The following is a 14,818-nucleotide window of genomic DNA, read 5'->3' on the forward strand; positions in this document are numbered from 1 at the left end:
TCTCCCTCCTTGTGGGGGAGATGTCCGGCAGGGCAGAGGGGGGGTAACCCCACCCGCCGATTTCAACGCCGTCGCGCGATCTAAAACCGCAACCCGGAAACCGCCAGCGGATTATCCGTCATTGCCTGCCTGTCCGGCCGGTCGATACCCGGCGTACCGGTGAAGGCCGCGAACAGGTCCTTTACGAAAGCCTCCGGCAAATCCTTCGTAATCAGCACCATGCGCGTGCGCTGGTCCGACGGGTCCGGCCAGGCCGAAAGACGCTGAGGCGTGTGGAAAATGTTCTGAACCCCATGCAACACCAGCGGTCTGCCCGGATTATCAGACAGCTTGACGATGGCCTTCATGCGCAAGAGCTTTTCACCATGTGCCGAGCGCAGCAGATCCACGAACATGTCGATCGCCATCGGGTTGATCGGCTGATCGTGAATGATCGAGAAGGAACGGATAGACGCATCGTGCCGGTTCACATCGTGGTGATGGTGGTCATCGTGGTCACCATGATGATGGTGGTGGTGGCCATGTTCATGGCCGTGATCATGCTCCGCCTCTTCACCCAGCCAGCGGCCGACATCGGCACTCTTGCTGCCGGCATCGTAAAGGCCGTTGTCGAGAAGACCCGCAGCGCTCCACTCGGTTTTGTCGCCATCCTCGATTGTCGCACGCGGATTGAGGGCCTGAAGGCGGGCCGTCAACGCGGAAATCGCCGCAGCATCGGCAAGCGCCCGCTTGGTCATCACCAGCCGGTCGGCCACAGCCGCCTGCTTCACCGCCTCTTCGTGATTGTCGAGCGTGGAGAGGCCGTTCACGGCATCCACCACCGTAATCATGCCATTGAGCACGAAATTCTGCGCGATCACCGGATTGCCCATGATCGATTGCATGACCGGGGCAGGATCGGCAAGGCCGGTCGTCTCGATCACCACCCGCTTCACCGGCTTCAGCTTGCCTGTCTGGATACCATCCATCAGTTCCGCCAGCGTATCCACCAGCTCACCGCGCACCGTGCAGCAGAGGCAGCCCTCCGCCAGCTCGATAATACCCTCGCCTGCGCTTTCGACCAGCATGTGATCGATACTGACGTCGCCAAATTCATTGATGATGATCGCGGCGTCACTCATCTCGGGATCTTTGAGAAGCCGATTGAGCAGCGTCGATTTTCCGGCGCCGAGAAATCCGGTGATAATGGAAACCGGGATGCGATCGCGAGACATGCCTTGCCTGTGTGTTGATGGCGGCCCAGGCAGGTCATTGGACGACATGAAACCCGGAACCGCGTGATAAAAACAGAAATCGCCCAAGGCCTGAAGCCACGGGCGAGACTGTAATATCATAACAGATCAGAGCTGCGAATAGCCAATCCACAAGCGTAGTCGCCCTTCGTCATTGAAGAGCGGTCAAGGCAATCAGAATGTCGGGCGTGGGATCGGGATCGGCACGTTGGCCAACTCACCCTTGCCGACAGCCCCCTTGGTCGTGTTGACAGCCACCGTCTCACTGCCTGGAATGAGACCGGCAAAGGAATATTCCGGTGGGCGGGTCATCTCCGTCACATAGGGCGAATGGATGACCATACGGCCGGCTTCATCGCGGCCCTCGCTACGCACCTTGGCAGCCTTCGGGTTGCAGATTTCGGCGCTGACATCGTTCACATCGCCGGTATCGCCATAAGGCGCCAGCGAAGCGAGCGAAACACCCTGACCGGAAGGCGCCGTCAGCCCCATCTGCAGCAGGTCGGCAGACTGGTCGGTTCGTCCGGCAAGGCTGTCCGCGCCCAGCACCACAGTGATGACGGAGCGGCCATTGCGCACGGCAGACGACACCTGATTGAAGCCGGAGGCACAGATGAAGCCGGTCTTCATGCCGTCAGCGCCATCGAAGCGGCCGACCAGCATGTTGAAATTGGCATAGTTCTTCTTGCCGGTGCTGACGCCTTCCAGCGAGAAATAATGGGCATATTCCGGAAACTCGCGCTTGATGATCAGCGCCAGCAGCGCCAGATCACGCGCGGTCGTATATTGCCCCTTTCCGGGCAGGCCGTTGGCGTTCACATAGCGGGTGGAGCTCATGCCCAACCGCTGCGCCTGCGCATTCATCTGCGCCACGAAATTGTCGCTGGTACCACCGATGGTCTCGGCAATCGCCACGGCTATATCATTGGCGGATTTGATCAGCAGCAGCTTCAGCGCGCTGTCCATCGTCAGCTTCTGGCCGGGCTTGAAATACATTTTAGAGGCCGGCTGGTCGGCGGCCTTCTTGCTCATCACCACTTCCGTCTGCGGGCTGAGCTTGCCGGCCTTCATCTGCGAAAAGGCGATATAGGCAGTCATCAGCTTGGTGAGCGACGCCGGATACCACTTGCGGAAGGCTTCCTGATGGGAAATCACCTTGCCGGTTTTGACATCCACCACCATTTTCGGATTGGCATTGGCCACAGGCGCCACGGCAACGAGGCCTGCGGTCATGATGGCAACGGCTGCGGAGAGCCGCCGGGCGGCGTTTGGCGATTTAACTGTCTGTGGCAAGGCTTGTCCTCGAATTCCCGTCTTCGGTCGGGGAATGGCAATATTCACCATATATGTCCTAGCAATGGCAAAGTACATTGATTACGTCAATTATGCGGCGCACTATCCACCACGGAGGATGGCTTTTACCACACGCCGCACCGATGAACCCAGGAATGAACGAATGCCGATTTTGAACAGAGCCGCCGAACTTCAACAGGAAGTCAGCGAATGGCGGCGTCACCTGCACGAAAATCCCGAGATTTTGTATGATGTCGACAACACCGCAGCCTTCGTTGCGGACAAGCTGAAATCTTTTGGCGTTGACGAAATCGTGACCGGTCTTGGCCGCACGGGTGTGGTCGGCATCATCAGGGGCAATCTTGCCGGTGGACGCACCATCGGCTTTCGCGCGGATATGGACGCCTTGCCCATTCTCGAGGAAACCGGCAAGCCCTGGGCATCGAAAACAGCGGGCGCGATGCATGCCTGCGGCCATGACGGCCACACCGCCATGCTGCTTGGCGCAGCCAAATATCTCACCGAGACCCGCAATTTCGCCGGCTCTATCGCCGTCATCTTCCAGCCCGCCGAAGAAGGCGGCGCGGGCGCGCTCGCCATGGTCGAGGACGGCCTGATGGAGCGTTTCGGCATTAACGAGGTCTATGGCATGCACAATATGCCGGGAATACCGCTCGGCGCCTTCGCCATCCGCAAGGGCGGCATCATGGCGGCACCGGACAAGTTCTCCATCACCGTCAAAGGCCGGGGCGGCCATGCGGCACAGCCGCACCGCACCATCGATCCGATCACCATCGGCGCGCAGATCGTCGGCAATCTGCAGATGATCGCCTCGCGCAATGCCGATCCGATCCGTTCGGTCGTCGTGTCCGTTACCCGCTTCCATGCCGGCTCCAGCCACAACATCATCCCCAATGAGGCGCTGATAGCCGGCACGGTGCGCAGCCTCGACGAAACGGTGCGTGATCTCGCGCAGGACCGCATCAAGCAGATGGCGGAAGGCATAGCCCTTGCCAATGGCGCCGAAGCCGAAGTCGTCTATGAGCGTTATTGCCCGGTGACATTCAACCATTCAGACGAGACCGACCACGCCATCCATGTCGCCCGCGATGTGGCGGGAGACCACAATGTCGATCCCGATGTCGACCCCTCAATGGCCGGCGAGGATTTTTCCTTCATGCTGAAGGAAAGGCCGGGCGCCTTCATCTTCCTCGGCAATGGCGATTCGGCAGGGCTTCATAATCCCGGCTACGATTTCAACGACGACGCCATCGCCTACGGCATTTCCTACTGGGTGAAACTGGCCGAACAGCGCCTGACGAGCTGATTGCCGACTGACGCGAAGAAAGCCGGGAAGAGATCGACCGCGATGAAGAACGCGGTTGATCCGCAGGCATCGTCAGGTTAAAGAGCAATTCAGTGTCCACGTAGCTCAGCAGGATAGAGCACAGGATTCCTAGTTGATAATTGGGGGCTACAGTCCGAAAGGCTGTAGTCGATCTGCTCAAATTCGGGGAACGCTTAGCTGGGCTTCCAGCATGCCAATCCCGAGCCAAGCTTCAGGCGAAAGCCTGTTGAAGGTGTAGAGACTGGTAGGGCAGCGCCTAAAGGCCGCAAGGTCCATGGTGAAGGGACAGTCCAGACCACGAACGCCCTGCCATTCGTGGCGGGACGGCGGTTAAAGCCGAAGTGGTATGAATCCTGGGGTCGGAGGTTCGAATCCTCTCGTGGACACCATTCTATCAAGGTCAATCCTGCGCGCAGAGGCGGAGATGCGTTGGCCGATATGAGTCGGCGAATTAATCGCCCCTGGCGCGATTAAGAGCACCTACGCGATACAAAATCATGCCGAGATGACATCATCCGTTTGGCATGTCTGGAATAGTGCTCACTCGCACGCCATTCTTCGACGCGCCCGCATTGAAACAAGCCTCAAGCCGAAATGGGTTGCGGCAATGTATAAGCCGACTATGGAGGCGTAGTTCACGAAGAAGCCCAACGTCGACGCATTGAAATCCCACATGTCCAGCGAATAGCGCAGCATCAACTTCGATCCGAACACCATATCGAACGAACTTTTCACACCCCAGGCCATGATAAGGGCCGTCAGCAAACGCAGGATCGCAGTCTGGCAAGCGCTCCGAGCAGGCATTCCAATCATTCCATAGAAAACGTTCATCACAACCTGCCAGCGCGTTCCGAGATGGATGCCAACGATCAGTAGCATCCAGTATCCCGTGAACATGTGGATTTCCCGGACGGCGAAAGCACCGCCCATCGCCGTGAGCGGGAAAAGGTCACGCGATATCAGCAGGCTCGTTAAGAACATGATGGTCATTGCGATTGCCAGGCTGACAATCGTGATCAGATTGATGATGCGGGTGACATCCAGCTTCCGTTTCGTCACGCCGCCATACCAGCGGCGATTAAAGACGTTATGAACAATCACCAGCGTGAAAAGCACCGTTCCGAACAGCTCGTGCGACAGGTTGTCCAGCCACCAATAGGCCAGACACGCAACAATCAATCCGACGGCAATGAGGTCGAGGACCAGACGAAACCGCAAGACGCCGTTCATTTAAGTTCGAACCGGCGCATTTCGTTGAACGTGTACAGGAAATCCCTGTCGGCCCGCGAGGTATGACAGCGCTGACAGCGGGCGGTGTTTTCTTCCATGTTGATCGTGCCGTCCGGCTTGAACCATTGGAACTGCCAGTCGGCAGTACGGCGGTTTTCGTCGTAATCCTGCCCCCAGCCCTCGCCCTTCTCCATGATGAAGTAACGGAAGACCTTGCCACCGCGATAGTCGACCAGCGCGACATGGGTGCCGTTGGGAATGGGATCGCCGCGCTTGACGGCCTCGATTGCTTCACGGGTGGTCATGATGTGCTCCGTAACCTCCCCCCGCTCGACTGTCGTATAGTGTATGAGCTTGTCGATTTCAGGCATGGTTGCGCGGGTCGGCTCGGCATGGACCTGCATGCCGACGAGAAATACGGCGCTTGTTACGAAGGCGGCGGCACCCGCCATATACATGACCCTGTTCAATCAAGGCCTCCATCAATCTTGGTGTATTGCTCGTCGGTCACATGTTCCATCCATTCCACCGTCTGGCCGTCCAGGGCCTCCGCCACGGCGATGTGCGACATTCCGACTTCAGATGAAGCGCCATGCCAGTGTTTGACGCCTGGAGGTATCCAGACGACATCTCCGGGTCCGATCTCCTGGATGCCGCCATCCCAGTGCTGAACTCGCCCCGCACCTTCCGTCACGATCAATGTCTGACCGAGGGGATGCGTATGCCAAGCGGTGCGGGCAGCGGGTTCAAAGGAAACGACACCGCCACCGACCCGGGCGGGCGACTGGGCCTGGAAACGGGACTGCACCTTGACGGAACCGGTGAAATAATCCGGCGAGCCTGCGGTTGTCGTCTGATCGTTGAAACGGGTAACCGTTACGGCGCGATCCGGTTCGGCGAAAGCTGCCGTGGCGCTAAAGGCCATGGCGGCGGTGACCATCGATTTCGTATTCATGGATTATTTCTCCGCAAAAACGTCTTTGGCGATCGCAACCGCGGAAACGCCGCTCGGCCAGCCCGAATAAAAAGCCATATGGGTGATGGTCTCGACAATCTCCTCCTTCTTCAGCCCGTTTTGCAGGCCAAGGCGGATGTGAGAGCGAAGTTGATCGGGACGATTAAGAGCGATCAGCGCTGAGATCGTTACGAGGCTCCGGTCACGTTTGGAGAGTTCGGGACGTTCCCATATGTCGTTGTAAAGAACCCCATCCGTCAGGTCGGCCAATTTCGGAGCGGTATCGCCCATCAATTGCTGGGCGCGCGTCTGCTGCTTTTCCGGCTGTGCCGTTTGCGTTGCTGTCTGGGCGTGTGTCATGGAAATGAAACCGTTGATGAGAGTGATGCTCGTTGCGAGAAAGAGACTTGTGGCGAATGCCTTCAAAGCTTGGCTCCTTAAATTGATCGCGTGCTCGCACGGCCGGTGACAGCAGGCATTGAACGACCCATCGTCATGACGAGCCCTTAACCCTGCGGTCACCGGTGAACGAACCGCTGATGGAAGATGTCAAACCAGGGTTCGGCCGAAGAAGGGTGTCAGCTTGTCCACCGCCGCTTCGACATATTCGGGTACCCAGTAGGTTTCGATGTGCTTTGCGCCCTTGATCGTGAAGAGTTCTTTGTCCTTCGTGCCGGTAGCCCTTGGGAACGCATCTTCGGTCATGTAAAGCGTATCAGCCTCGCTTCCGGCGATCATCAGCAGCGGCACGTCGATAAGTTCGATCTCGTCCGTCGCATCCCAGCGCATCAGGTCCATCAGGCTGCTCATCGTGTATCTGAAGGTCGAGCCGGGATGTGCATTGGTGCGCCAGTAATAATGATAGCCCTGTCGATAGAGGTCGAAAGGCAGGGCTTCGATCTGCGCATCCGTGAGGTTCGCGTCGCCCGCATAAAGAACCTCACCGCCGGCCGCTTCCTGCGCGCGGGCAGCGGACGCCTGCTGCAAACGCTTCTGGATCGTATCCATCTGCGTATCCTTAAAACCGTTGCGGCGGACGCGCCCGGAATTGAACATGCTGAGCGTCGCCACCGCCTTGAAGCGCTTGTCGGTCTTTGCCGCTGCCAGCGAATAACCGCCACCGCCGCAGATGCCGAGCAGTCCTAGACGCGCCGTGTCTACACCAGGGAAGCCGCTGATGAAGTCCGCCATTCCGTGGATATCCTCGATGCGATGCTGAGGTTTATCGACGCTTCGCGGTGCGCCACCGCTTCCGCCCTGATAGGCGGCATCGGCCGTGATCGTGATGAAACCTCGCTCCGCCAGATGCTGGGCATAAAGGCCCGTGGTCTGCTCCTTCACGCCACCATTCGGATGCGCCAGCACGATTGCAGGGTATTTCCTGGCGGGATCATAGTCGGCCGGGGTATAAACATTGGCGACGATATCGAGGCCGTTCAGTTTGTACGTCACCGGATGGATGTTCACCTTACCGGGTTCGTTTTTGGTCAGTGCGCCATCATAGACGAGCGTGAAGGGGTTTTGCTTGTAGTCGGCAGCGACGGCTTGGGTCGTCGTCATGGTTGACACTCCTAACATTGCACCAGAGATGAAGAGGGCAGAAGCTCCGAGGAACTCCCGTCTCTTTCCGTTGATGATTTCGTGCGCCATCGTCAGGCTCCTCAATTTGTCGGAAACGCGCGCACCGACCTGTTGAGGTACGCGCGCATGGATTAGTCGAGCTTCTTGTCGGCGAGGAATTTCGAGACCTGATCGGCGATCTCGACGTTGTTCAGGTCCGACATCAGGAAATGCGTGCCGCCCTTGATGCCGATATCCGGCAGGTGCACGAGCGTCGCGTCGCCACCATGCCTGTTGACGGCCTCCACCCAGAGCTTCGCCATTGCCAGCCTGACGCGCCAATTGTCCTGCCCGCGTTCGGCGGTCGGTTCCGTCGGGAAATTATCGCCGTAATAGATGACGATCGGCAGGCGCGTCAGTTTTTCGAAGTCGGCGGCGGGAACAGCCTCGGCTTTCAGTGTGCCTGCGGCGCTCGGCATGTCCCCGGGTATCTCGCCTTCGGGGAAGATGAACCCGCTTCCAGGCTCCAGCGCCACGATACCCTTGACGTTCGGGTTCTTGATCGCCGTCAGCCAGCCGGGACCACCCGCCTGCGAGTGTGTGAACAGGATGGCAGGCCCCGTCCTGTCAAACAGGGCCGACATGGCATCGGAAATTACCTTGGCATCATACGGTCCGGTGTTCGGCGTGACCGAACGCAGGAATTGATCGAGCGTTGCCGGATCGCGGGAGAATTGAACATTGCCGAAATAGTCCGGCCATTTGCCGATACGAAACTGGTCGAAGAAGAGCTGGTCATAGGGTGTCGGCTCGATCGTCGTTGCAACCGTGCTGTTGCCCGCGCGGCCTCGGCGCGGCTGGTCGACAAGGTAAGTGGAGTAGCCACGGCGCAGGAAGATATTCTGGAAACCCTCGCGGCCATCCGGCGTCGTCTCCCAGCTGCGCGCCGACTGGAACGCGCCATGCAGCATGACGATCGGCAGCGGCTTCGGATTTTGCGGAACCTGATAGAACACATAGGCGTGGTCGCCATGCAGCGTCTGGCCTTCGGCTGTCGGCGCATTGTTGTTGTAGGTTCCGGGTTTGCTCGAAACCGTACCGCCGACTGCAAAGCTTCCCTGCTGCTCAATGACAAGGGGTTCGGCCTTTGACGCTGTCTGGGCAAAGGCGACGCTGCAGGACGCAGCGATGGCGGAAAATACGAAGATTGAAATGGTTTTGGTAAAAATCTTTGGCATGGCTCTCTCACAACATGGCGTTGAAAGAAGGCTAAGCGAACAGCGCTCCAGTGATTAGATACCCATTTACGATTGAAGCCATTAGCTACGCTTATCAATCACTTTTAGTTTATTAGCGGGTTATCCGCGATATCGAAGCGCGTCCACCACAAGGGCAAAGGCCGGAGATGCGTGACGTCGATTTGGATAATAAAGGTGGTAGCCGGAAAAAGGCGCGCACCAGTCTTCGAGAACCCGTATCAGTGCTCCCTTCGCTATCTCGTCCGTAACAAGGTCCTCCGGCATATATGCAAGGCCAAGCCCTCGTTTTGTGGCATCGAGGCGCATTGCAATGTTATTGAAGACAAGTTGCCCTTCCACCCTGACCTTGAGTTCATGGCCATCCTTCTCGAATTCCCAGGCGAGGATGTTGCCGTAGGTCGGCATGCGAATCTGGATGCAATTGTGGGAGGTTAAATCCTCGGGTACTTCCGGCCAGGGATTCTGCTGGAAATAGGATGGCGCGCCAACCACGGCCATGCGCATCTCGGGGCCGATCTTGACCGCGATCATGTCCTTTGCAAGCTGCTCACCGAGCCGGACCCCTGCGTCATAGCGCTCCGCAACAATATCCGTCAGCCCGTAATCGACGGTAATTTCGACATTGATGTCGGGGTAATTCGAAATGATTTTTTCAAGTGCCGGCGCAAGAACGGAGATCGCGGCGTGTTCCCCTGTCGTGATGCGCACGGTTCCCGCGGGTTTGTCCCGCATGTCGCTGAGCGCCGAAAGTTCGGACTGAATTTCGTCGAACCTTGGACCTGCGGTCTGGAGCAGGCGCTCACCCGCAGCCGTGGGCGACACGCGCCTTGTCGTTCTCGTCAAAAGCCTCAGACCCAGTCGCTCCTCGAGACTGCGCACCGTCTGGCTCAATGCGGACTGCGAGACACCCAGCTTGACGGCGGCCCGGGTAAAGCTCTGCTCACGCGCGACGGTAACGAAGGCAGCCAGATCGTTGAAGTTCTCCTGCGGCATTCATTAGACATCCTTATAGCTTCATGCCGATTACCGCCCCTAATCGAAAAGATCGGCAAGGAATATCTTTATGGCATCAAAACCACAGCTTCGCCGTGGAAAACGGTATTGCCACCCGTAGAACGGAACCCTGATGCCAAAAAGACAAGCGACCACCGCCCCTGCCAACAAAACCGCGATCCTCGCGATTATCCTCGTGAGCTACGTGATGATCGTTCTCGACATCTCGGTCGTGCTGACCGGGCTTCCGAAGATCCATCACGAACTGGGGTTCACCGACGCCGGGCTGGCATGGGTGCAGAGCGCCTATACGCTGACCTTCGGTGGTTTCCTGCTGCTCGGCGCTCGCGCCGGCGACATTCTGGGACGCCGGCGCATGTTCATCATCGGTATGGCTATATTCACACTGGCTTCCGTCGCCATCGGGGCTTCACAGTCCTCCGCATGGATGCTGTCATGGCGGGCAATACAGGGACTGGGCTCCGCCATCCTTGCTCCCTCCACTCTGGCCCTCCTCCAGATCAATTTCGAAGAAGGCGAAGAACGCGTCCGTGCGGTGTCGCTCTATAGTGCCGCGGCTGGTGTTTCAGCCACAGTCGGACTGATTGCCGGCGGCCTTCTCGCTGACTGGCTGTCCTGGCGCGCCGGCTTCCTGATCAACCTGCCGATCGGGATCGCAATGATCCTTGCGGCCCGCGCCTGCATCCCTGAGACGGCAAAGCAGCCGGGTGCCCTGGACGTTCCTGGAGCGCTCTCCTCGACGATCGGCATGAGCGGGCTCGTCTACGGTTTCATCCGCTCAGCACAGGCTGGCTGGGATACAACGACCATCGCCATCCTTGTCATTTCGGTGACGCTCCTTGGCCTTTTCATCCTCATCGAGCGCCGTGCACCGCAACCCATTCTCCCACTTCGGCTGTTTTCGGATCTCGAGCGTTCGGGGGCCTACGGCGCGCGTGTCCTCTATCTCGGCGCGATGGTCGGTTTTTTCTTTTTCACGACGCTTTACCTTCAGGAAGTCGCTGGCTTGCGCCCGGCGCTTACGGGTCTCGCCTTCGTGCCGGCAACGATGCTGCACGTACCGATCGCCATGATCGTGCCGCGCCTCATCCAGCGCTTCGGGCGTAACACGGTCCTTGTCACAGGCATGGTTGTCGGCATCGTCGCCATGGGCTGGCTCAGCCGCGCGGGCATAGGCTCCAATTACTGGACCGCCATCGCAATGCCGATGATATTGATCGGGATCAGTCAAGGTTTGGTACTGAGTCCCCTGACCTCCTCCGGTGTCGCCCGGGTGGATCATGCGGATGCCGGGGCCGCATCCGGCGCAGTCAACGTTGCCCACCAGATGGGCAGCTCGGTCGGTCTCAGCCTGTTGATCGCCATTGCGGCCATCGGATCTGCTGGCCTCACTGGCGCGGAACTCACCGCCTACCGTGTGTCGCATGCCTTTGAGGCCGGAACAGTGATGCTTATGGCAACATTGGTGATCGCGCTTTTAACCATTGTGCCGACCGCCACACGGCGGGCACCCGCCGAAACAGAGGCCGCCCCGACAGAAAGCGCGGCCTAATCAAGGAGCAGAAACATGCAAAAACGCAAAATCGGAACCCTCGAAGTTTCCGCCCTCGGCCTTGGCTGCATGAGCATGAGTTCGGCCTATGGGCCAGCGGCCGATAAAACCGAGATGATCAAGCTGATCCGTTTTGGCCATGAGCGGGGCATCACATTGTTCGATACCGCTGAAGCCTACGGCCCTTTCGTCAACGAGGAGCTTCTCGGCGAGGCCATCACGCCCATACGTGACATGGTCGTCATCGCCACCAAGTTCGGCTTCGACATCGACCTTGAAACAGGCGAACGCCGCGGCGGCACCAATAGCCGGCCGAAGCACATCAAAGCCGTCGCGGAAGCGAGCCTCAAGCGCCTCAGGACTGATCGCATCGACTTGTTTTACCAGCACCGCGTCGATCCGGCCGTTCCCATCGAGGATGTCGCAGGCGCTGTGAAAGACCTGATCGATGAAGGCAAAGTCCAGCATTTCGGTTTGTCCGAGGCGGGTGTCGACACCATCCGCAAGGCCCATGCCGTTCAGCACGTCACCGCCGTCCAAAGCGAGTACTCCCTGTTCTGGCGCGGACCTGAGGCCGAGTTACTTCCGGTACTTGAAGAACTCGGGATAGGTTTCGTGCCCTTCAGCCCCCTCGGTGCTGGCTTCCTGACAGGTAAGATCGACGAAAATACCCAGTTCGACCCAACCGATTTCCGCAATGCTGTTCCGAGGTTTTCCCCCGAGGCCCGAAAAGCCAACATCGCACTGGTCGATGCCATCAAGGTCATAGCCGACAACAAGCAATCGACACCCGCCCAAGTCGCTCTTGCCTGGTTATTGGCACAGAAACCATGGATCGTCCCTATCCCCGGCACAACCAAGCAGCACCGCCTTGAAGAAAACCTCGGTAGCGTCGATCTTGAACTGACCTCGACTGACCTTGAGGAAATCAACACGATCCTCACGAAGATCGAAGTCGTCGGCAACAGGCTTCCAGAAGCGGTGCTGAAGATGACCGGCCTTTGAGGATGGCCGTTCGAACGTCCTCCGTGTCACGTCAGTGGAAGGCCCGGCAGAGAAATTCGCGCGGCCTTCCGGACCGGCAGAGCCTGTCCGGAAGGCCGATTTTCGGCATAATCCGTCTTTGGCTGCGCGCCTATACCGCCACCGGGGTAATCCAGCGCGGATCGGCGCTTTCGGCACTGTCCACCACCGCTTCCACGAAGGCCACGCCCTTCAACCCGTCATAGGCAAGCGGGATGTTGCGGCCGATGGCTGCCGGTTCGCGCCCCGCCTTGCGGGCGCGGATGGCTTCCGCAAAACCGGCATAGAGGTTGGCGAAGGCTTCCAGATATCCTTCCGGGTGGCCGGGCGGGGTGCGGGTTCGGACCCTGGCGTCTTCGGAAAGATCGTCCGCACCGCGCTTGATGGTCTGCACACGCCCATCAAGTGGGCTATAGACGAGTTCGTTCGGCTGTTCCTGAAACCATTGCAGCGAGCCGGTCGCGCCGAACACCCGCAGACGCACGCCGTTGGAATTGCCGAGCGCCACCTGCGAAGACCATAGGAGGCCGCGCGCTCCGCCCTCATAACGCATCATCACATGGGCATTGTCATCCAGCGCCCGTCCCGCCACGAAAGTAGCGAGATCGGCGGTGAGGGACTGAAGTTTCAGCCCGGTCACGAAACCGGCCAGATGATAGGCATGGGTGCCGATATCGCCGATGGAGCCGCCGCGGCCGTTCTTTTTCGGATCGGTGCGCCACGCCGCCTGGGCATTGCCCTTCTGCTCGATGGCCGTCGCCATCCATTCCAGCGGATATTCCACCTGCACGGTGCGAACCTCGCCGATCTCGCCAGCCGCTACGCGTGCGCGGGCTTCATGCACCATCGGATAGCCGGAATAGGTGTAGGTCACCCCGACGAAACGGCCGGTCTCTCGCGACAGCCTTTCCAGCGCGATGGCATCCTCCAGCGTGGCTGTCAGCGGCTTTTCGCAGATTACATCAAACCCGGCCTCGATCAGCGCTTTGGCGATCGGATAATGGGTAAAATTCGGCGTGCAGACCGCAACCGCGTCGACGCGGTCTTCTCGGGAAATCTCGCCGGCAATCAACTCCTGATAACTGCCATAGCTGCGGGCGGGGTCTAACCCCTCATTGATCGCAAAGGCGCGACCCCGGTCGGGATCGACATCGAAGGCCCCGGCAACCAGTATCCATTTGCCGTCAAGGCGCGCGGCGAGACGATGGATATTGCCGATATACGCGCCTTGGCCGCCGCCGATCATGCCCAAGCGAAGTGGTCTTTCGATAGTCATTGTTCCTCCAGCACTCATTGTTCCTTCAGTCCAAGCATGGCGCGGTTGGCGTTGCGATTGGCACCGGATTTGACAAAATCGTCAAAGGCGCGGTCCGAAACGCGGATGATGTGATCGGCGATGAAACGCGCGCCTTCAGACGCGCCGTCCTCCGGGTTTTTGACGAAACATTCCCATTCCAGCACCGCCCAGCCATCGAAGCCGTAGGTCGTCAGCTTCGTGAAGATCGCCCCGAAATCGATCTGCCCGTCGCCCGGGCTGCGGAAGCGCCCGGCCCGTTTGGACCAGGGCTGATATCCGCCATAGGCGCCCGATTTTCCGTCAGGGCGGAATTCTGCGTCCTTGACGTGGAAGGTCTTGATCCGCTCGTGGTAGTGATCGATGAAAGCCAGATAATCCATTCCCTGCAAAACGAGATGCGAGGGGTCATACATCAGGTTCGCGCGGGGATGCTCCTTAACCTTGTCGAGAAATAGTTCCCAACTGTGCCCGTCATGCAGGTCTTCGCTTGGGTGGATTTCGTAGCAGACATCCACACCATAAGCGTCGAAGTCGTTGAGAATCGGCGTCCAGCGGCGGGCGAGTTCGTCGAAACCTTCCTCGACCAGCCCTTCCGGCCATTGCGGATAGGGATAGAGATAAGGCCATAAAAGCGCGCCGGGAAAGGTCACGTGACGGTCGATGCCGAGACGCTTCGAGGCGCGGGCGGCAAAGCGCAGCTGTTCTTCGGCCCATGCCCGACGCTTTGCGGGGTTGCCGCGCACATGCTCCGGCGCGAAACTGTCCATGATCGCGTCATGGGCGGGATGAACCGCCACAAGCTGCCCGGTGATGTGGGAGGCAAGTTCGGTGATCTCCAGCCCATGCTCGCCGAGCATGCCTTTCAGATCGTCGCAATAGGCATCGCTTTCCGCCGCCTGTTTCATGTCGATCAGTCGCGTATCCCAGGTGGGAATCTGCACGCCCTTGAAACCCTTGGCGGAAGCCCATTGCGCCAGCGACGCAAGCGAATTGTAGGGCGCCTCATCCGCCGCGAATTGCGCCAGAAAAACGCCCGGTCCCTTGATGGTCAGCAT

The 14,818-nt window shown here is 58.9% G+C and carries 14 protein-coding genes; 3 read left to right on the forward strand and 11 right to left on the reverse strand.

Going from position 1 to position 14,818, the window contains the following annotated elements; translation table 11 throughout:
• Positions 1-80: 80 nt before the first annotated feature.
• Positions 81-1,214: a CobW family GTP-binding protein gene (locus CFBP6623_RS18475; protein WP_062653044.1), complete on the reverse strand. Its 1,134-nt coding sequence runs from the start codon at positions 1,212-1,214 to the stop codon at positions 81-83.
• Positions 1,215-1,406: 192 nt separating this feature from the next.
• Positions 1,407-2,465, reverse strand: a complete 1,059-nt coding sequence (locus CFBP6623_RS18480; protein WP_046799855.1) for a D-alanyl-D-alanine carboxypeptidase family protein — start codon at positions 2,463-2,465, stop codon at positions 1,407-1,409.
• Between the two features lie 223 nt (positions 2,466-2,688).
• Here CFBP6623_RS18480 and CFBP6623_RS18485 point away from each other — a divergent pair, with 223 nt between their 5' ends.
• Positions 2,689-3,852 carry a M20 aminoacylase family protein gene (locus CFBP6623_RS18485; protein ID WP_046799856.1) on the forward strand — a complete coding sequence of 388 codons (1,164 nt, stop codon included), beginning with the start codon at positions 2,689-2,691 and terminating at the stop codon, positions 3,850-3,852.
• Between the two features lie 561 nt (positions 3,853-4,413).
• On the opposite strand, the gene CFBP6623_RS18490 is transcribed toward CFBP6623_RS18485, so the two are convergent.
• The 7 genes from CFBP6623_RS18490 to CFBP6623_RS18520 all read right to left on the reverse strand — a co-directional run bounded on the left by CFBP6623_RS18490 (position 4,414) and on the right by CFBP6623_RS18520 (position 9,870).
• Positions 4,414-5,103 (reverse strand): DUF4405 domain-containing protein, encoded by a 690-nt coding sequence (locus CFBP6623_RS18490; RefSeq protein WP_080842839.1) that lies wholly within the window; start codon positions 5,101-5,103, stop codon positions 4,414-4,416.
• Positions 5,100-5,561: a cytochrome P460 family protein gene (locus CFBP6623_RS18495; protein WP_137002599.1), complete on the reverse strand. Its 462-nt coding sequence runs from the start codon at positions 5,559-5,561 to the stop codon at positions 5,100-5,102. The genes CFBP6623_RS18490 and CFBP6623_RS18495 overlap by 4 nt, the downstream gene beginning before the upstream one ends.
• Before the next feature lie 8 nt (positions 5,562-5,569).
• Positions 5,570-6,058, reverse strand: a complete 489-nt coding sequence (locus CFBP6623_RS18500) for a (R)-mandelonitrile lyase (RefSeq protein ID WP_080842841.1) — start codon at positions 6,056-6,058, stop codon at positions 5,570-5,572.
• A gap of 3 nt (positions 6,059-6,061) precedes the next feature.
• Positions 6,062-6,418 (reverse strand): carboxymuconolactone decarboxylase family protein, encoded by a 357-nt coding sequence (locus CFBP6623_RS18505; RefSeq protein ID WP_225244292.1) that lies wholly within the window; start codon positions 6,416-6,418, stop codon positions 6,062-6,064.
• A 189-nt stretch (positions 6,419-6,607) separates the two neighbouring features.
• Entirely contained in the window at positions 6,608-7,618 is a 1,011-nt protein-coding gene (locus CFBP6623_RS18510) for an alpha/beta hydrolase (RefSeq protein ID WP_225244120.1), read from the reverse strand.
• A 152-nt stretch (positions 7,619-7,770) separates the two neighbouring features.
• A complete protein-coding gene (locus tag CFBP6623_RS18515; protein WP_175415503.1) occupies positions 7,771-8,856 on the reverse strand; it encodes an alpha/beta hydrolase in 1,086 nt (361 codons plus the stop codon).
• A 120-nt stretch (positions 8,857-8,976) separates the two neighbouring features.
• Positions 8,977-9,870 (reverse strand): LysR family transcriptional regulator, encoded by an 894-nt coding sequence (locus tag CFBP6623_RS18520; protein ID WP_052819485.1) that lies wholly within the window; start codon positions 9,868-9,870, stop codon positions 8,977-8,979.
• A 133-nt stretch (positions 9,871-10,003) separates the two neighbouring features.
• On the opposite strand from CFBP6623_RS18520, the gene CFBP6623_RS18525 reads away from it, so the two are divergent.
• Together CFBP6623_RS18525 and CFBP6623_RS18530 are read left to right on the forward strand one after the other, a co-directional pair.
• Positions 10,004-11,443, forward strand: a complete 1,440-nt coding sequence (locus tag CFBP6623_RS18525) for an MFS transporter (protein WP_046799864.1) — start codon at positions 10,004-10,006, stop codon at positions 11,441-11,443.
• A 15-nt stretch (positions 11,444-11,458) separates the two neighbouring features.
• Complete coding sequence (locus tag CFBP6623_RS18530; protein WP_046799865.1) at positions 11,459-12,448, forward strand: aldo/keto reductase; 990 nt, start codon at positions 11,459-11,461, stop codon at positions 12,446-12,448.
• 130 nt (positions 12,449-12,578) lie between these two features.
• Here CFBP6623_RS18530 and CFBP6623_RS18535 read toward each other — a convergent pair whose 3' ends face one another.
• Positions 12,579-13,742 carry a Gfo/Idh/MocA family protein gene (locus tag CFBP6623_RS18535; RefSeq protein WP_232370447.1) on the reverse strand — a complete coding sequence of 388 codons (1,164 nt, stop codon included), beginning with the start codon at positions 13,740-13,742 and terminating at the stop codon, positions 12,579-12,581.
• Positions 13,743-13,756: 14 nt separating this feature from the next.
• The gene (locus CFBP6623_RS18540) at positions 13,757-14,818 is read right to left on the reverse strand and encodes a sugar phosphate isomerase/epimerase family protein (RefSeq protein ID WP_046799867.1); all 1,062 of its coding nucleotides are present in this window, start codon (positions 14,816-14,818) and stop codon (positions 13,757-13,759) included.

This window comes from Agrobacterium tumefaciens, assembly GCF_005221385.1.
In the GTDB taxonomy this organism is placed as follows: Bacteria; Pseudomonadota; Alphaproteobacteria; order Rhizobiales; family Rhizobiaceae; genus Agrobacterium; species Agrobacterium tomkonis.